This is a genomic window from Pseudomonas sp. GZD-222 (assembly GCF_049310525.1).
GTDB lineage: Bacteria > Pseudomonadota > Gammaproteobacteria > Pseudomonadales > Pseudomonadaceae > Aquipseudomonas.
Genome location: NZ_JBMOWO010000008.1, coordinates 13,513 through 31,749, shown reverse-complemented (window position 1 = coordinate 31,749; position 18,237 = coordinate 13,513). Strand labels below are relative to the sequence as shown.

General features: G+C 61.3%; 15 protein-coding genes and 3 tRNA genes. 3 read left to right on the top strand and 15 right to left on the bottom strand.

The annotated features are described in order from the left end of the window. Positions 1 to 139: 139 nt before the first annotated feature. From murB to ACO6VD_RS01275, 8 genes are all read right to left on the bottom strand, one after another. Positions 140 to 1,159 carry a UDP-N-acetylmuramate dehydrogenase gene (gene murB / locus ACO6VD_RS01310; protein WP_422416488.1) on the bottom strand — a complete coding sequence of 340 codons (1,020 nt, stop codon included), beginning with the start codon at positions 1,157 to 1,159 and terminating at the stop codon, positions 140 to 142. Further along, positions 1,156 to 1,620, bottom strand: coding sequence for a low molecular weight protein-tyrosine-phosphatase (locus ACO6VD_RS01305; RefSeq protein ID WP_422416486.1), 465 nt, complete (start codon positions 1,618 to 1,620; stop codon positions 1,156 to 1,158). The genes murB and ACO6VD_RS01305 overlap by 4 nt, the downstream gene beginning before the upstream one ends. Further along, positions 1,620 to 2,384 carry a 3-deoxy-manno-octulosonate cytidylyltransferase gene (kdsB, locus tag ACO6VD_RS01300; protein ID WP_422416484.1) on the bottom strand — a complete coding sequence of 255 codons (765 nt, stop codon included), beginning with the start codon at positions 2,382 to 2,384 and terminating at the stop codon, positions 1,620 to 1,622. The genes ACO6VD_RS01305 and kdsB overlap by 1 nt, the downstream gene beginning before the upstream one ends. Then, a complete protein-coding gene (locus tag ACO6VD_RS01295) occupies positions 2,381 to 2,566 on the bottom strand; it encodes a Trm112 family protein (RefSeq protein ID WP_003247142.1) in 186 nt (61 codons plus the stop codon). Before ACO6VD_RS01295 ends, kdsB begins: the two co-directional genes overlap by 4 nt. A gap of 38 nt (positions 2,567 to 2,604) precedes the next feature. Further along, entirely contained in the window at positions 2,605 to 3,615 is a 1,011-nt protein-coding gene (lpxK, locus tag ACO6VD_RS01290; protein ID WP_422416481.1) for a tetraacyldisaccharide 4'-kinase, read from the bottom strand. Then, positions 3,615 to 4,046: an ExbD/TolR family protein gene (locus ACO6VD_RS01285; protein WP_400172547.1), complete on the bottom strand. Its 432-nt coding sequence runs from the start codon at positions 4,044 to 4,046 to the stop codon at positions 3,615 to 3,617. Before ACO6VD_RS01285 ends, lpxK begins: the two co-directional genes overlap by 1 nt. Then, complete coding sequence (locus ACO6VD_RS01280) at positions 4,043 to 4,678, bottom strand: MotA/TolQ/ExbB proton channel family protein (RefSeq protein WP_400172546.1); 636 nt, start codon at positions 4,676 to 4,678, stop codon at positions 4,043 to 4,045. Before ACO6VD_RS01280 ends, ACO6VD_RS01285 begins: the two co-directional genes overlap by 4 nt. A gap of 70 nt (positions 4,679 to 4,748) precedes the next feature. Further along, entirely contained in the window at positions 4,749 to 6,971 is a 2,223-nt protein-coding gene (locus ACO6VD_RS01275) for a DNA internalization-related competence protein ComEC/Rec2 (RefSeq protein WP_422416478.1), read from the bottom strand. A gap of 143 nt (positions 6,972 to 7,114) precedes the next feature. Here ACO6VD_RS01275 and ACO6VD_RS01270 point away from each other — a divergent pair, with 143 nt between their 5' ends. Next, on the top strand, positions 7,115 to 7,657 hold the full coding sequence (locus ACO6VD_RS01270) for a DUF2062 domain-containing protein (protein ID WP_400172544.1): 543 nt from the start codon (positions 7,115 to 7,117) through the stop codon (positions 7,655 to 7,657). On the opposite strand, the gene ACO6VD_RS01265 is transcribed toward ACO6VD_RS01270, so the two are convergent. From ACO6VD_RS01265 to ACO6VD_RS01255, 3 genes are all read right to left on the bottom strand, one after another. Further along, the gene (locus tag ACO6VD_RS01265; RefSeq protein ID WP_400172543.1) at positions 7,625 to 8,404 is read right to left on the bottom strand and encodes an ABC transporter permease; all 780 of its coding nucleotides are present in this window, start codon (positions 8,402 to 8,404) and stop codon (positions 7,625 to 7,627) included. The genes ACO6VD_RS01270 and ACO6VD_RS01265 overlap by 33 nt on opposite strands. Continuing rightward, positions 8,401 to 9,333: an ABC transporter ATP-binding protein gene (locus ACO6VD_RS01260; RefSeq protein WP_400172542.1), complete on the bottom strand. Its 933-nt coding sequence runs from the start codon at positions 9,331 to 9,333 to the stop codon at positions 8,401 to 8,403. Before ACO6VD_RS01260 ends, ACO6VD_RS01265 begins: the two co-directional genes overlap by 4 nt. A gap of 153 nt (positions 9,334 to 9,486) precedes the next feature. Further along, positions 9,487 to 10,110 (bottom strand): glutathione S-transferase family protein, encoded by a 624-nt coding sequence (locus ACO6VD_RS01255; RefSeq protein ID WP_422416475.1) that lies wholly within the window; start codon positions 10,108 to 10,110, stop codon positions 9,487 to 9,489. Positions 10,111 to 10,292: 182 nt separating this feature from the next. Between ACO6VD_RS01255 and ACO6VD_RS01250 the strand changes: the two genes are divergently transcribed. Beyond that, positions 10,293 to 12,740, top strand: coding sequence for an acyl-CoA dehydrogenase (locus ACO6VD_RS01250; RefSeq protein ID WP_422416473.1), 2,448 nt, complete (start codon positions 10,293 to 10,295; stop codon positions 12,738 to 12,740). Between the two features lie 68 nt (positions 12,741 to 12,808). Then, complete coding sequence (locus tag ACO6VD_RS01245) at positions 12,809 to 13,216, top strand: PA2817 family protein (RefSeq protein ID WP_422416471.1); 408 nt, start codon at positions 12,809 to 12,811, stop codon at positions 13,214 to 13,216. Between the two features lie 98 nt (positions 13,217 to 13,314). Here the strand turns inward: ACO6VD_RS01245 and ACO6VD_RS01240 are convergent. The 4 genes from ACO6VD_RS01240 to ACO6VD_RS01225 form a co-directional block, all read right to left on the bottom strand. Further along, a tRNA-Gly gene (locus tag ACO6VD_RS01240) sits at positions 13,315 to 13,390 on the bottom strand. A 90-nt stretch (positions 13,391 to 13,480) separates the two neighbouring features. Then, positions 13,481 to 13,556 (bottom strand) — tRNA-Gly (locus tag ACO6VD_RS01235). Between the two features lie 2 nt (positions 13,557 to 13,558). Then, positions 13,559 to 13,634, bottom strand: a tRNA-Glu gene (locus ACO6VD_RS01230). 201 nt (positions 13,635 to 13,835) lie between these two features. After that, complete coding sequence (locus ACO6VD_RS01225; RefSeq protein ID WP_422416470.1) at positions 13,836 to 18,176, bottom strand: hypothetical protein; 4,341 nt, start codon at positions 18,174 to 18,176, stop codon at positions 13,836 to 13,838. Positions 18,177 to 18,237: the final 61 nt, after the last annotated feature.

Sequence of the window (18,237 nt, the reverse complement as noted above, 5' to 3'; positions counted from 1 at the left end):
GCGGGGCTTTTTTATGGCCGGTGGCCGGGAGATGCTGACTTAACCAGGTGGGAGCGGGCTTGCCCCGCGATACGTTGCAACTGACGCTGCAATCGCGGGACAAGCCCGCTCCCACCCTGGACCAACACCCCTACGGGAGTCAGTACAGATTCGGCTCCATCTCCAGCGTGACGCCAAAGCGCTCAAGAATGTCGGCCTGGATTTTCTGCGCCAGTTGATGCAGTTGCAGGCCAGTGGCCTGGCCATAATTGACCAACACCAGCGACTGCAATCGGTGCACGCCCGCATCACCGTCACGGTGCCCTTTCCAACCCGCCTGCTCGATCAACCAGCCGGCTGCCAGTTTCATCTGCCCGTCAGTCTGTGGATAAGCCACCAGCCCCGGATGCTGCACACGAATCTTGTCGGCCAGCACAGCGGCGACCACCGGGTTCTTGAAAAAGCTCCCGGCATTGCCGAGCTCGACCGGATCGGGCAGCTTCTCCCGGCGAATGCTGCAAATTGCATCGCTGACATTCTGCGCCGTTGGCTGGCTGATGCCCTGCTCACTCAGACGCTGACGTACCGGCCCGTAGTCCAGGTGCGCCTGCATGACACGACTCAAGGCAAAGCGTACCCGCAGAATCAGCCAGCGCCCTGGGTGCTGCTTGAACAGGCTGTCGCGGTAGGCAAACTGGCACGCTTCAAGATCAAACTCATGCAATTCGCCGGTCTGGCGATCCAGCGCCGTCAGCCCGACAAAGACATCCTTGATCTCGACCCCATAAGCACCAATGTTCTGCATCGGCGCGGCACCGACAGTACCGGGAATCAGGCTGAGGTTTTCCAGTCCAGCCAGGCCTTGAGCCAGACTCCACTGAACGAAAGGATGCCAAGGCTCACCCGCCTCGGCTTCGACAATCACCCGTTGACCATCATCAGCCAGAATGCGCAGACCGCGACTGGCCATATGCATTACCAACGCCTGCACATCTGCGGTCAACAGCAGATTGCTGCCGCCACCGATGACCAGCACCGGCACCTCCCGCTGCTTGGCGTCGGCCAGCGCCTGGCGAACTTCGGCATCATTGTGCACGTCGGTGAAATACCGCGCCCTGACATCAATGCCGAAGGTGTTATACGGCTTGAGCGATACCTGCTCCTGCCACTGAGCACTCATAGACGACCCTTGAGTTCGATGACCAATTGGCGGCAGGCCGCTTCGATCAGGTCAAGCACCTGTTCAAAGCCTTGCTCACCGCCGTAGTAAGGATCCGGCACTTCATCCAGCGCACCCTCATAACGACGCAGGAACAGATCCAGCTCAGCCTTTGCCCCGGCGGGCTGCATGGCCCGCAAATGGCCAAGGTTGCTCTTGTCCATCGCCAGGATCAGGTCATAGTCATTGAAGTGCCCGGCCTTGACCTGTTGCGCGCGCTGCTGCGACAGGTCATACCCGCGTAGTTGCGCGGCGCGGCGAGTACGGCTGTCCGGCTGCTTGCCGACATGCCAGTCACCGGTACCGGCCGAGGCCACTTCGATCAAGTCGCCCAGACCTTCGGCCTGCAGCTGATGGCGCAATACGCCTTCAGCGGTGGGCGAGCGGCAGATGTTGCCGAGGCAAACGAACAGAACCCGCATCAGGCCTCCAGAATGCGCCGTACGCGCTCCAGGTCTTCAGGGGTATCGACACCAACCGGTGGTGCCTCAATGGCATCGGCAACGTGAATACGTACGCCATGCCACAGGGCACGCAGCTGCTCAAGCGATTCGGTGCGCTCCAGCCAGCACGGCCCCCAGCCAACGAAGTCATGGAGAAAACCGGCGCGGTAAGCGTACATACCGATATGACGACGATAGGGCACGCCGTCAGGCAAGGTGTCCCGGCCTTGGGCAAACACATCTCGCGCCCAGGGCAGCGGCGCGCGGCTGAAGGTCAAGGCCAGGCCGTTGCAATCACTGACCACCTTGACCGCGTTGGGATTGAAAACCGCAGTGACATCGCTGATCGGTTCGGCCAGGGTCGCGATGCCGGCTTCCGGGTGCGCCGCAAGGTTGGCCGCGACCTGGTCAATGATGACCGGCGGAATCAGCGGCTCATCACCCTGCACGTTGACCACGATGGCGTCGGCAGCCAGACCGAGTTTCGCCGCCACTTCGGCCAGACGGTCGGTACCCGAGTCATGGTCGTCGCGGGTCATCAGCACTTCAGCGCCAAAGGCCTCGCAGGCCTGGTAGATACCGATGTCATCGGTAGCGATAACCACACGCTGGGCGCTGCTCTTGCGCGCCTGCTCCCAGACATGCTGGATCATCGGCTTGCCGGCGATTGCCAGCAGCGGCTTGCCCGGCAGGCGGGTGGAGGCCAGGCGCGCCGGGATTACCACAGTGAAGGTCAGACTCATTTATCCAGACGCTCATCATCAGTCAGGGTGCGGGCTTCGCTTTCCAGCATGACCGGAATACCGTCGCGGATCGGATACGCCAGGCCTGCGCCCTTGCTGATCAGCTCGGTCTTGTCGGCACTGAGTTTGAGTGGGCCTTTGGTGATCGGGCAGGCCAGGATGTCGAGCAATTTGGTGTCCATGGGTATTCCTCAGGCCAGTGGCCGGAAAAAGAAACGAATCAGGAGTGCCGCGAGCCGGGCAACAAGCGATCGAGCTGGGCATCAAACCAGGCCTGGAAGGCTGGCGAAGGCGCAGCGTCGACTGCAAGGTACCACCAGTCGTCAGCAGCGAAGGCGCGGCATTTGACCGCGTCCTTTTCAGTCATGATCAGCGGCAGCGCAGGCGTGAAACTCAAGGCCTTGGCACTGTACTCGGCATGATCGGCAAAAGGGTGTGGCACAGGCTGCCAGTTTAGCCCCAGCAGGGTATTGAAGAAACGTTGCGGATTGCCAATACCGGCCACCGCATGCACGGCCTGGCCAGGGGCGAAGTGATCAAGCCCGCGGCGCTCGCCGCTGCGCACGTTTACCAGCGCGGTAGGTTGCAAGGCGAAAGCAAAGCCATCCACGCGGTCGCTGTTAGCGCCGTTGTAGAGCACGGCATCTACCGCTTGCAGGCGCTCCACCGGTTCACGCAGCGGTCCGGCAGGCAAGCAGCGGCGATTACCCAGGCCGCGAGCGGCATCGATCAACACCAACTCCAGGTCACGAGCCAGGCGGTAATGCTGCATACCGTCGTCACACAGGATCAGGTCCAGCGACTCACTGGCCAGCAACGCCTGAACCGCACGCGAGCGATCGGGGTCGATCATCAGCGGCACACCGCTCCGCTGTACGATCAGCAACGGTTCATCGCCGGCCTCGGCCGCACTCTGCTCGGCATTTACTCGCCAGGGCAACTGCGCAGGCTTGGCACCATAACCGCGACTGACCACCCCAACGCGCAGGCCTTGCCGGCGGCAATGCTCGATCAACCAGAGAATCATCGGGGTCTTGCCGGTGCCGCCGATAGTGATGTTACCCACCACAATCACCGGTACCGGCGCGCGGTAGCTGACACTCTCCCCCGCCAGGAATCGCGCACGCTTGCGCAACACCACGCGGCGGTACAACGCCTCCAGCGGGCGCAGCACGGACAGCGCCGGATGCCCGGTGTACCAGGCATTGAGCAGACGGTCGGCAAATGCCATCAAGGTGTCCCCTGGGCAGCCTCGACCGTGGTCATGCGCAACTGGCTGAAACCGAGCTTACCGGCCGCATCCATGGCAGTGACCACCGCCTGGTGCGGGGTCTTGCCGTCGGCACTGATCGACAACGGCAGTTTGGTATCACCGGCAGATTCTTTCTGCAGGGCTTCGGTCAGGGTCGCCAGATCGCTCTTGGGCAACAGGTGGTTGTTCACCGAGTAGACGCCATCGGCGCTGATGGTGATGTCCAGCTGCTTGAGTTCGTTGTCGGGTGCCGGCGCACCACTGACAGATTCCGGCAGCTCTACGCGCAACTGGGTTTCACGGGTGAAGGTGGTGGTCACCACGAAGAACAGCAGCAGGATGAACACCACATCGATCAGCGACGCCAGGTTGATGTCCACGGTCTCCCGTGCCTTGCGCCGGAACTTCACGCCTTGCCCTCGGCGAGGTCGACGTCACGGTCGCCCTGCACCACCTCAACCAGCTTGATCGCCTCCTGCTCCATGCCGACCACCAGCTCGTCGATGCGTCGTTGCAGGAAGCGATGGAAGAACACCGACGGAATACCGACCATCAGGCCAGCCGCAGTGGTAATCAGGGCCTTGGAGATACCGCCAGCCAACACCGCAGCGTTGGTGGTCATGCCGGTGCCCATGAATGCACTGAAGATATCGATCATGCCCAGCACGGTACCGAGCAAACCGAGCAACGGCGCCATGGCGGCAATCGTGCCCAGGGCATTGATATAGCGCTCGAGCTCATGAATGACCCGGGCGGCGGCCTCTTCGATGCACTCTTTCATGATCTCGCGACCATGACGGGAGTTCGCCAGGCCTGCCGCGAGGATCTCGCCCAGCGGCGAATCGGCACGCAGGGCCTTGAGCTTGTCACTGGTGAGCTGCTTGTCCTTGATCCATACCCACACCTGCCCCAGCAGGTGAGGAGGCGTAACCCGGCTGGCACGCAGGGTCCAGAGACGCTCGGCAACGATAGCCATGGCAGCGATGGAACTCAGAATGATCGGCAGCATCATCCAACCACCGGACTTGACCAATTCCCACACAGTTAGCATCCCCCAGAAAAAGTCCGCCACTTTACCATAGGACCCTGGGACGCTCATCTGCCGAAGGTCGTCAGCTCGGGTCGCGCCAGAATCGCCGCTGGCTACGCAGGCCCAGCGGTTCGCCAAAAGTCCCCAGACGCAGGCGCAGAGCACCGTCTACCGCGCTGTCGAACACTTCGATGCCATTGGTCCGGTAGCGTTCCACGACCTCGGCATGGGGGTGACCAAACGCGTTGTAGCGCCCTCTCGAAATCAGTACGCCGCGCGGCGCCGTGGCCACCAGCAACGCCTGACTGGATGAGGTGCGACTGCCATGGTGCGGAGCTTGCAGCCAGTCCACCCGGCCGGCCTGCCAGTCAGTGAGCCAGGCCCGCTCACCAGAAGCGTCGAGATCACCTGTCAGCAGCAGCCGCTCACCTCCTGCTTCGACCAGCAGTACACAGGAGTCCTGGTTGCTGTCGCGAGCGCCTTGCCACTGCCAGACAGAAAAGCTCACACCATCCCATTGCCAGCGCTCGCCGCTGACACAGGACTGTGCCTGCAAGGCGGCTGGAAGCCTCGCAGACTCGCCACCCCGCACCTCAAGCACCGGCAGGCCGCGCTTGATCGCCTGTGCACCACCGGCGTGATCAGCATCGGCATGACTGAGCAGCATCAGATCGACCGCCTTTACGCCCAGTTTGCGTAAAGTCGGCAACACGACGCGCTCCCCCAGGTCAGAACCACCCAAAGCAGGCCCGGCGTCATACAGCATCGTGTGCTGGCGGGTACGCAGTACGATGGCCAGGCCCTGCCCCACGTCCAATTGCCAGACTTCCACCTGGCCATGCGCAATCCGCTCCCGGGGCGCAAATGCCGCCAGCAGCAACAACGGCCAACCCAGCACGCGCATTGGCAGGCCCGAGGGTAGCAACACCAGCAATGCCCCCGCCGCCAACAACAACCAAAGTGGCCATGACAACAGCTCCGGCACCCAGGCAGGCTGCAATTCGGCCAGGTGCTCCAACAGACGGAACAACCCGTCCAGCAATCCGCCTGCCAGCCAGATCAAGGCTTGCCCCAGCAGTGGAACAGGTAGCAACAAGGTGCCCAACAACGCCAACGGCAGTACTGCAAGACTGATCCAGGGTACGGCAACCAGGTTGGCCAACGGCGCCGTGAGACTTACCGGCAGCCCCAGGGCAATCAGCACCGGCAACAACCCCAAGGCAATCAACCACTGCGCCCTGCCCCACGCCAGCCATGCGTTCCACGCCCCCAGCCGCCCACTGAAGGTGAACACCAGCACCGCAACCGCGACGAACGACAGCCAGAACCCCGGCAGAAGGCTGGCCAACGGCTCCCACAGCAACACGGCGTTGAGCGCCAGCAACAGCGGTATCCACATACCCAGATGGCGATAGCGCAAGCGCCACAGCAGGACCACGGCGAGCATCATGCAGGCGCGCTGGACAGGCACCTGAAATCCGGCCAGCAGGCCATAGCACAGGGCCGAGACCAAGGCTGCGCCACACGCCCAGGGCAGCCAGGGCAAGGCCTGTGGCCACCAGCCGAGCCGGGCCAACCCTGCGATCAGCCCATAGACCAATCCGGCCAGCAGGCCGATATGCTGCCCGGAGATCACCAGCAAGTGCACGGTGCCGGTCGCCTGCAGCACTTGCCAGCTCTCCCGGGCCAAACCTGCACCATCACCAAGTACCAGGGCGACCAGCTCCGCCTCGCGTCCCTGGGCATCTATTTTCAATAAGTGCTGACGCACACTATCGCGCCAGGCGCCTTCGGCAGCCGTCAGCCGCTCCCCCGCCTTGACGCTACCCGTGGCCCCGATTCGCCGTGCCAGCAAAGTCGCCTCACGGTCCGGGCCGTGAGGATTGAGCAAGCCATAGGGGCGTTTGAGCGTGACTGCCAGCCGCCAGCGTTCACCGCTAGTGATCTCTGGCCCGCCAAACCAGCTCAGCTGCAAGCGTTGCGGCAGCTGTGCACGACGCGACTGCGGGTCGTCGAGTTCGAAACGCACCGATCGGCCATCGTGACCGGGCAAGCCGACCACCTTGCCTTCCAGCCACAGGGTACGCCCATCAAGCGCCGCAGCGAGGCGATCATCCAGGGCCTGCTGAGCCGACAGGCAAGCCCAACACAGTCCCAACAGGAAAAGACCCAGCGGACGTGCTCGCCACGGCAGGCAAACAAGTCCGCACAGGGCCAATACGGCCACCAACCCGACCGATGGCAAAACCGGTAAAACACTCAGGCCAAGCAGGCCCAGTGCCAGCGCCAACATCCCTGTGCGCATGGTTTCAAGCTCCAGAAGTAATCCACCCTCTGAGGCTTAGATCAGTGAGGCCGGCAGCTCTCTCAATAATTGTCACAAAGTCTGTAATGGGGCCTTTTTAGAATCCGTGCATACTTGCCCTCTTCACCCAGTCGAGAGCCTACATGCCGCGTCGTCTCTTCAAACGCTACATGCCCGACCCGACCAGCATCAGGGAACACAAATCCTTACGCTTTCTCGGCCGTCTGCTGCATGACCCGAACCTCTGGCACCTGAACCGACATTCAGTTGCGCGGGCTATGGCTGTTGGCCTGTTCGCGGCGTTCATTCCGGTTCCGATGCAAATGCTGCTGGCCGCCAGCCTGGCGATTCTGGTGCGCGGCAACATGCCGATTGCCGTCAGCCTGGTGTGGCTGACCAACCCCTTCACCATGCCCCCGGTGTTCTACTGCACCTACCAGATGGGCGCCTGGCTGATGCAGGTGCCGGCCAGAACCTTGCCGGAAGAACTGACCTTCGAATGGATCACCGGCGAGCTGTCCACGTTGTGGCAGCCCTTCCTGCTTGGCTCGGTGGTCTGCGGCCTGCTGCTTGGCGCCCTGGCCTACTGCCTGACCATGCTCTACTGGCGCTGGTGGGTGGGCCGGCAGTGGCGCCGGCGCAAGCAGAAGGTCTCAGGTGCGCATTCCACGTCCGCTGACCAGTAAGCGCACGCAGCCGAAATACAGCACGGCGGTGGCAACCAGCATGAAGGTGATGGCCACGCCGATGCGGATATCCGAGACCCCGAGGATGCCGTAGCGGAACGAATTGACCATGTGCAGTACCGGGTTGGCCAGCGACACGGTCTGCCAGAACGGCGGCAGCAGGTTGATCGAGTAGAACACGCCGCCCAGGTAGGTCAGAGGCGTCAGGACGAAGGTCGGAATGATCGAGATATCGTCGAAGTTGCGCGCAAACACGGCGTTGATGAAGCCGAGCAGGGAAAAGATCGTCGCCGTCAGCAACACCACCAGAATGGTCACGCCCAGGTGATGCACCTGCAGGTCAGTGAAGAACAGTGACAGCAAGGTGACGATCACGCCCACCGCCAGCCCGCGCAATACGCCGCCCAGGGTGTAGCCGATCAAAATGGTATGCGGCGACACCGGCGATACCATCAGCTCTTCAATCGAGCGCTGGAACTTGCTGCCGAAGAAACTCGATACCACGTTGCCGTAGGAGTTGGTGATCACCGACATCATGATCAGCCCCGGCACGATGTACTCCATATAGGTGAAGCCACCCATATCGCCAATCTGCCGGCCGATCAGGTTACCGAAGATCACAAAGTACAGGACCATGGTGATCGCCGGGGGCAGCAAGGTCTGCGGCCAGATCCGGGTGAATCGGCGCACTTCGCGATAGACGATGGTATTGAGGGCGACCAGGTTGGCGCTCAGTTCCGAACTCATACCGCCACCTTCGCCAGGTTTTTCTCAACCAGTGACACAAACAACTCCTCGAGACGGTTGGTCTTGTTGCGCAGGCTTTGCACTTCGATGTTCTGCAGGGCCAACTGGCCGAACAGCGCCGTGATGCCCACATCCTTGTCCACTTGTACTTCCAGGGTGTGCGGGCTGATCAGCCGGCACGGATAGCCGACCAGATTCGGCGCCTGGGGCAGGTCTTGCTTGAGGTCGAGGAGGAAGGTCTCCACATGCAGCTTGCCCAGCAATGCACGCATGCTGGTGTTTTCGACGATGGTGCCGTGGTCGATGATGCCGATGTGCCGACACAGCTGTTCGGCTTCTTCCAGGTAATGGGTAGTGAGGATGATGGTGATGCCCTGCTGGTTCAGCTCGGTGAGAAAACTCCACATCGAGCGGCGCAGTTCAATATCCACACCCGCAGTCGGTTCATCGAGAATCAGCAAGCGCGGCTCATGGATCAGCGCCCGGGCGATCATCAGCCGGCGCTTCATGCCACCCGAGAGGGAACGCGACGGCACATCGCGCTTATCCCACAGGCCAAGTTGGGTGAGGTACTTCTCGGCGCGCTCCTTGGCCACTTTCGGCGCAATGCCGTAGTAACCGGCCTGGGTAACGACGATGTCGAAGGTCTTCTCGAACTGGTTGAAGTTGAACTCTTGCGGCACCACGCCAATGCTGCGCTTGAGCGCGGCTGGCTGACGGTCGAGGTCATTACCGAAGATACTCACCGTGCCGCTGGTCTTGTTGACCAGGGTCGAGAGAATGCCGATGGTGGTGGATTTCCCGGCACCATTAGGGCCGAGCAAGGCAAAGAAGTCCCCTTCGGCGACATCCAGGTCGATACCCTTGAGGGCCTGGAAACCGTTGCCGTAGGTCTTGGTTAGCTGCCTTATGGACAGAGCAGAACTCATAGCGGGTCGCGCACCAGTTTGAAAGGTTCAAGACGCGACCGGGCATGCCGGCCGCAGTTAATAGGGCCATGGTGCTTGCCCAGGCCATACAAGTACAGTCATGTGTATCGATAATAACTATCAGGATTACCGCAGGCAGGTTTACCCCAGGAATCAGGTCAACGCGGTCATCACGGCGGCCTGATAGGCCGGGCGTTCCTGCAAACGCTCATACCACGCGCGCAGATGGCGCATTTCGGGACGCTCGATGGGCATCTCGAACCAGGCATAGGCAAAGCAGCCCAGGGGAATATCACCCATGCCCAGCTCATCCCCGGACAGGTATGGCTGATGGGCCAGGGCCTGATCAGCGATGGACAGCAACTGTGCGCAGGTCTTGTGCGCGGCATTGATCGCCACCCAGTCCTGCTGCTCGGCAGGGGTGCGCAGGATGCCCCAGAATAGCGGCCGGAACGGCGTGGCCAGCGACGATGTCACCCAATCCATCCACTTGTCCGCCTCGGCGCGCTGACGCGCATCTGCTTCATACCAGCCAGACTCGGCACCGTACTGCGCCGACAGGTAGCGGACGATGGCATTGGACTCCCACAGTACCAGGCCGTCATCTTCGATCATGGGTACCAGGCCATTGGGATTCAGCGCCCGGTAGCGGGGCTCGTTGACCACGCCAAAGGCGCCGCCGGCATCGACCGACTCATACTCCAGCCCCAACTCCTGCGCGCACCACAATACTTTCCTGACATTGCTTGAGTTCTTCCGGCCCCAGATCTTGAGCATGACGTCGTCCTGATGAATGTGCGGTCGCCCAGTCTACCCCAGGCACCGGCCCTGACAATCGCCCACGCATTACGGCGAACTCCTGCGCTCATCGCCTGTCACTGTTCTGACAAGCCGATTGTCGGATGCCGTCTAAGCTCTGATGGATCGCAGAAAGCCCTTGGTTTCACGGAGGAATGACTATGTTGTTGCTGTGGTTAGTGGTTCTGGTGATCGGCGCGGCCTATATTGCCCACCGACGCATTGCCGCCGTGCCAGCGTTGGCTGCACTTGCTGTGTACGTGTTGCTGATGGGGATTTTCAGCCACGCCCCAGGCTGGCTGCTGGCAATCCTCTGGCTGGTACTGGCGGCCAAGGCCGCGCTGGTATTGCTGCCGGACCTGCGCCGCAAAGTCTTCAGCGGTCCAATGTTCGGCTGGTTCAAACGCACTTTGCCGCCGATGTCGCAAACCGAGCGCGAAGCGATTGATGCGGGCACCGTGTGGTGGGATGGCGAACTGTTCAGCGGCCGCCCGAACTGGAACACCCTGCTTGGCTATTCCAAGGCAGAACTGAGCGAAGAAGAACAAGCCTTCATCGACGGCCCCACCGAAGCGCTCTGTGCCATGGTCAGCGACTGGCAGATCGGCCAGGACCTCGACTTGCCGCCTGCGGCCTGGGAACACATCAAGTCGCACGGTTTCTTCGCCCTGATCATCCCCAAGGAGTACGGCGGCAAGGGCTTCTCCGCCTACGCTCACTCTCAGGTGGCGATGAAACTGGCCACGCGTAGCGGCGACCTGGCATCGACGGTCATGGTGCCCAACTCCCTCGGCCCGGCTGAGTTGCTGCTGCACTACGGCACCGACGAACAGCGCCAGCACTACCTGCCGCGCCTCGCCCGCGCTGAAGAAATCCCCTGCTTTGCCCTCACCGGTCCTTTGGCCGGTTCCGACGCCGGCGCCATGCCCGACACCGGGATAATCTGTAAAGGCCAGTGGCAAGGCGCAGAGGTTATCGGCCTGCGCCTGAACTGGGAAAAGCGCTACATCACCCTCGGCCCCGTCGCTACCTTGCTGGGGCTGGCGTTCAAGGCTTACGACCCGGAGCACCTGCTGGGCGGGGAAGAGGAACTGGGCATCAGCCTGGCACTGATCCCCACCGACACCCCCGGCGTAGAAATAGGCCAGCGCCACCTGCCGCTGGGCGCCGCCTTCATGAACGGGCCGAACAGCGGCAAGGACGTGTTCATCCCGCTGGACTTTCTCATCGGCGGTAAGGATATGCTCGGCAAGGGCTGGATGATGCTGATGAACTGCCTGTCGGTGGGTCGCTCGATCTCGCTGCCAGCGGTAGGCACCGGTGCTGCCAAGTACACCAGCCTGGTCACTGGCCAGTATGCGCGGGTGCGCGAGCAGTTCAATGTGCCGCTGGCGGCCTTCGAAGGCATTCAGGAATCCCTGGCACGGATCGGCGGCAATGCCTTCCTGATGGACAGCGCTCGCCTGCTCACCGCCAAGGCTGTGGACCTGGGGGAAAAGCCTTCGGTGCTGTCGGCCATTCTCAAATATCACCTGACCGAGCGTGGTCGCGAGTGCATCCAGCACGCCATGGATGTACACGGTGGCAAGGGCATCATCATGGGCCCGAACAATTACCTGGGGCGTAACTGGCAAGGCGCGCCCATCTTCATCACTGTCGAAGGCGCCAACATCCTCTCGCGCAACTTGATGATCTTCGGCCAGGGCGCCATCCGCTGCCACCCTTTCGTGCTCAAGGAAATGGCCCTGGCCGCACGCGAAGACCACGATCAGGCGCTCAAGGAATTCGACCAACTGCTCATGCAGCACATTGGTTTCGCGCTCGGCAACGCTGCCAGCACCTTGATCCTGGGACTTGGCCTGGGTCATCTCGAGAAGGTCCCGGGTGATGCCCTTAGCCAGGGTTACTTCCGCGCGCTCAATCGCCAGGCTGCAGCCTTCGCCATGCTCGCCGACCTGTGCATGATGCTGCTCGGTGGTGAACTCAAACGCCGCGAACGACTGTCGGCTCGCCTGGGTGACGTTCTGAGCAACCTCTACCTGAGCTCGGCCGCCCTCAAGCGCTATCACGACCTCGGCTCCCCGGAGCACCTGCAACCCTTGCTGCGTTGGGCCATGGAAGAAAGCCTCGGGCAGGCCGAGAAGGCACTGGACCGTCTGCTCGACAACTTCCCCAATCGCTTCATTGGCTGTGCGCTGCGTCTGGTGGTGTTTCCATTCGGGCGCCGGCATACCGGCCCGAGTGATGAGCTGGATGCCGAAGTGGCCGCCCTGATCGGACGCGCCAAGGGCGACCCGGCCCTGGAAGAGCTGCTTGCCGGTTGTTATCGCCCGCAGGATGCCGATGACCCGGTGGGTGCCCTGCAGCATGCCTGCACCTTGCTCGACGAGTGCGAGCCGCTGCATAAAAAACTGCATCAAGCGCTCAAGAGTGGCCAGGTCAATTCCGCGCCGGGTGAATCGACCATCGATGCAGCCTTGCGCACAGGCGCCCTTGAAGCTGCGGAGGCGCAAACCCTGCATGCCGCCGAAGCAGCCCGTCGCCGCGTCATTGATGTCGATGCTTTCAGCAAGGAGGCGCTGCTGCCTAGCCCCGGCAAAATTCGCTAAGGGCCGGGACATCGGGCGCTGGGAGCCGTATACTCCCGCGCCCGTTTTTGCTCAAGAGGACTGCCTGCATGGCTACCGATCGCCTGGAATACCATCTCGCCCTGCTTACCCACCTGCGCACCATTCTGGTTGCCCTGGGTGAGGCCGAGCAGGTGCCGGAAGAAAGCCACGCGCTGTTCCTGGAGCGCTTCGACAACCTGATGCTGCAGATGCCCGTCGATCCCGAGAGTATCTACCTGGGTCAGGACCTGATGTGCCAGGTCATCCAGCGCTACCCGCAGATTGCCCACCTGGTGCCACGTGACCTGCTGTGGTTCTTCGGCGGCGATTGCCTGCATTACATGCCCGACGAGGAGCAGCAGGTGTACCAGACCCTGGAAGAGCGCCGCTATGAAGCGGAGCAGAACGACGAGCCATTTGACTGGAACCAGGAAAAGCAACTGCTGAGCATGTCTGACGACGACAGCAAGCACTGACCTGCGAGGTCGGCAGGACTGAAAACAGCCCTGCCGGCCTGACAAAGGCAAAATCCAGACGAAAAAAAACGCCGTTCAATCGAACGACGTTCTTTATTTGGAGCGGGAAACGAGACTCGAACTCGCGACCCCGACCTTGGCAAGGTCGTGCTCTACCAACTGAGCTATTCCCGCAAAACTGAAGCATCCGGAAAGCCGGACAGAAAAAAGTGCTGATGCCCTTCTTTCCAATCCTGCAGCGCGCCAACGCTGCAGTACAAAATCTGGAGCGGGAAACGAGACTCGAACTCGCGACCCCGACCTTGGCAAGGTCGTGCTCTACCAACTGAGCTATTCCCGCATTGGCGTCCCCTAGGGGACTCGAACCCCTGTTACCGCCGTGAAAGGGCGGTGTCCTAGGCCACTAGACGAAGGGGACACACTACAACATTCACTCCCTGCAACGTTTCGCTGTGTGCTTTACGCTGCAAGTGGCGCGCATTCTAGGGATGCCGGGAAAGGTCGTCAACTCCTTTGTATAAATTTATTTAAATCAATGACTTCCCAGTCGCAAAAGTCACCGCCCCGGCCAGCACCAATACGAATCAAGGGTCGGCATTGGCTATTTTGTCGATACCTTTCAACTCAAGCGGATACCAGGGTAATGCGGGCCGATTTGCATCTCCCAGCCCTCGCCTCCTCCATTCATATCCTTGAAGGCGGCCTGCTGCCTGGGGAACGGACTCCAAATCAATCGCTGATCCCTCGCCCAGTATCTGCCGCCAGGCCAACCAATCTGAGCGAGCCCGCCGCCGGGTCTGTATTGATTGTAAATTTCCCGCAAGTCCGCCAAAAACAGACGCTGATCCCACCCTACGATGTATTGCGATGCCCCCATGAAATTCATTCTACGAACATTCTGCACCGTCACGCTGTAGCTCCTGGACTGCCCTGAGCTGTCACTGACGGTAATGGTTGCCGAACCATTACCCCGCGACAGTACAGTCCCGCTGCTATCTACACTGGCCACATTGGCATTGTTCGAACTGTAGCCAAGTGGCGGCGTGCCACCTGATGCCTGTCGTTGCCGGGAAGTATTACCAGGTCGAGGGCTGGGGCCCTGACCGTTGTCGGAACGCAGGTAAATCACACCGTTGAGCGCCATAGCGCTAGTGTCGATTTGCAGCGGCGGCCGCGATTCGACAATTACCCGCCAAGCAGCGGACACCGGTTGATTGCCATAAAGTCCTTGGGCAGTAAAAGAATGCTGCACCCTCGTCAGGCCGGAGACTGTCGACTGCCAGGTGCCGTTGCTGGCAGTGACCCTGCCTTTCCCAACACCGTTGTCGAGGATCTCGACCTGCTGCCCTGCTTGCGCCGTGCCGTGCAAAGTAACGGAAGTTTCATAGGTGCGACCGCCATTGCCGATTGCAGTGCCTCTGCTGTCAAGCACACGGGTGATCACCGGTGTCGCTCCCTGGCGCACTTCGAACGCCCGCGGCGCGGACTCCAGCCCACGGCCGTACAGGGCCACAGCCTTGACGTTGTACTGTTTGACCGTCAACCCGGTCATGTTCAGGGACCAGTCGCCGCTACCGTTAACCGGCGCTGCACCGCGTGACACTGTGCCATCAAAGACCTCGACCCGCTGCCCCATACTGGCCTTGCCGGACAGATTGACGCTGGCATCGTAGGTGAAACCGCCTTCAACGACCTCGCCCCTGGCGTCCCTCACACTGGCGAGCGTCGGCGCGACTTCGGCCACCACACTGAACGAACGGACATCCGACTCCTGGCCACTGCCATACAACGCCTTGGCCTTGAGCCGGTACGCTCGAACCGCCAGCCCCTGCAACGGGTAAGTCCAATCGCCAGCGGCGCTGGCCGTCACCGTCGCGAGCGACGTGGTACCGTCAAACAACTCCACTTGCTGGTTGATGCTGGCCTTGCCGGCCAGGGTCAGTGAAGTGTCCACCGTGGTGGCTGCCTCGGCGACCTCACCACGCGAATCCTTGACACTGGTGATGCTCGGCCGGATTTCGGCATAGACCGTAAAAGTCCGCACCGCCGACTCCTCACCATTGCCATACAGAGCTTTGGCCCTGAAACCGTAAGTCCTGACCGGCAAGCTGCTCAGCGCCAGGGTCCAGTCACCGCCGGCACTGACCCGCACACTCCCCCTGGACGTCTGCCCTTCGAAGATCTCCACTTGCTCGTTGGCACTGCCCTTGCCCCCCAGAGTGACCGAGGTATCGACCGTAGCGCCGCCATCGGCGACCTCCCCTTTCGAATCCCTGACGCTGTCGAGGGTAGGAAATACGTAGTCGACTACGCGAAAGCTGCGTGCAGCCGATTCCCTGCCACTGCCGTACAGCGCCCTGGCTTTGATGACGTAGGCTTTGACGGCCAGGCCGTTGAGGGTCAAAGTCCAGTTGCCCTGAGCATCGGTTCGCACGGTATCGAGCACGCCCATGCCATCGAGTACGTCGAGAGACTGGTCGATGCTGGCTGTGCCGGACAGGGTGACGATGGTATCGACTGTCGTCTGCCCCTCCGCCAGCTCGCCCCTGGAGTCGATCACACGGGTGATAGTTGGACCGGCCTCGGCCACCACCTGAAAAGTACGTACTTCGGACTCGTGTTCGTCTCCATACCAGGCTTTGGCCTTCAGGCTATAGCGTCCGATTGCCAGGCCGGTTCTTGGCAGACGCCATTTACCTTCACCATCGACATCCACCCTGCCCCAGGACGCCGCACCTTCGAACAGTTCGATCTGCTGGCCGACACTGGCGTCTCCTGTCAGGGTAATCGCCGTGTCGACCGTGGCTCCACCATTGGCGACATCCCCTCGCGAATCCGCCACACCAGTGATCATTGGCACCACGTCAGCCACCACCGTAAAGCTCCACACCTGCGATTCCGTGCCGCTGCCATACAGAGCCCTGGCCTTGAGGTCATAACGCCGGGGCGCAAGCTCCACCATCGGGAATCGCCATACGCCTTCCTCGTTCGCCCCTGCCTGCCCTACCACGGTGTCACCGTCAAAGAGTTCAACGCCCAATGCCACCCGGGCCGTACCGAACAGGGTAACGGCGGTATCGACAGTGGTGCCGCCTTCGACCACCTCACCCCAACTATCAATCAGCCGAGTGACAGCCACAGGTATCGGTGTACCGATATACAGCTCGAGGACGGAAGAAATCCGGGTCTGGTTTGCGCGCTTGAGCGAGTACAAAACATTGATGGTGGTACCACGCGACACCTCGACCAACGAGGAGCCGATGCGAAAACTCACCGGGCGTCCCTTGGACGCTTCGGTGACCGGCACCCAGTCGCTGGCGTTGCCATTGGCGTAAACACTCTGCCAGAAGTACGTGAGCACATCGCCCGCTTCGGTCTCGGCGTAGTCGACCCGCAAGGTCGCACCGTTGGGGATTATCGCTTCTGGATCGAGTACATCGCCATCGGCCTCCTCGACAACCGGCGCAGGCAGCTCCTGGCGCAATTCGAGCACGTTGAAGTAACTGCGTGCCGACTCGCGGATATCATAAGTCACCGCCCGCTCATTGCTGACACGGTAGTACAGTTCCAGACTGCCGCCATCGAGCACGGAGATATGCGCAGCTTCTAGCAGTATCTCGAGAGCCTTGCCGACAGCATTGTCGCTGACATCCACCTCCTCCTCATGCAGGTACGGTCTGCCATCAGCGCGCTTGCCTTGCCAGACCAGGTTGACGACATCGCCGACGGCCATGCCCGGATAAGGCCCGAGCTGAACCCAGGCGTAATCCAGCCTGCTGTCGAGCAAATCACCCACGGCTTGCAGGATCACCGGAGCAGGCAGCTCGGAGAGCTCGCCGACAACCCTGGCAAAAGCACGCTTGGACGACTGCGGAGGGTCGTCGTTGGCTTTCCTCAACACATAAGCCGCATCGCCCGTACCCGAGGCGATGGCACGGATATCGAGGTTGGGGACCTTGAGGTCGAGAATCGCAGGCAGGTTGTCGATCAGTAGCGACTCCTTGTGAACCAGAGGCGCGCCCATCCGCGGTGTGCCAATCCAGGTGAACTCGATGGTGTCACCCAGGGCAAATGGCGCGCCATCGAGGCGAATCTGTACCGTCACGTCATTCGGCCCCAGGGCGATCAGGTCAATCTCACCAGCGACCGCTTCTTTGATGATCGGCGGATCAAGCCGCCAGGCGCCGGCTTCGACGTTAATCGCAGTGGAGCGCGACCAGTCCGATGAGTAGTTCCACACCTCATCGAAAACTTCGTAAAGCAACACCAAGGCATCGCTATCACCGGCCGCCAGGATGGCATCCTGGTCGACCAGTATCTCGATCGCTTCATCCCCGGCGGCTTCACTCTCACTGATCAGCCGCGGAATACGCACGCTGCCCCAGCGCAGCACCACAGTATCGCGGGCGGCCCGGTCAGGGTAAGTGTCGATGGTGACGGGTACCCCCCTGGCAGCCCATTCGGCATCGACGCCGTTGTCGATGATGTCCTGGGGTACTTGCGGGCGCAGCAGCTCGGAATGGCCAGGCAAGTGCGGTTCCTTGTCGACACCGCCCGGCAGGTTGAGCTTGACCCGCAGGCGTAACGGCACCGATTCCTCCGGCACCGTCGAGCCCTGACGCAGCAACTCGAAGTGAATATCCTCCACCCATTCAGGCTGGAACTGCGCCTTGGGCAGGTAAAAGAACAGCCGCTCGCCGACGTCCGCCTGCTCCACGGGGAAATCCAGCACCCGCTCACCCTCGATAAGCACCGTCAGCCGATCCCCCTCCTGCATGTCCAGATAGGGGTCGATTATCGTCAGCAAACCGTTCGGATCGCCTTCGACCACGGCGATGTTGATCCCCGCATCACCGTGCTCGACCGGCGCAATCATGCCGGCAATGAACAATGGGCGCGGAGCCAGAATGCCCTGGCCCTCGCGACGAGGTGGAAAAAGACGGGCGCTGAAATTTCTCATGAGGACTCCTGACCTGGCATGAAAGAGAAAAAGAAGGGTGAAAGCGTTACTGTGACCCAGG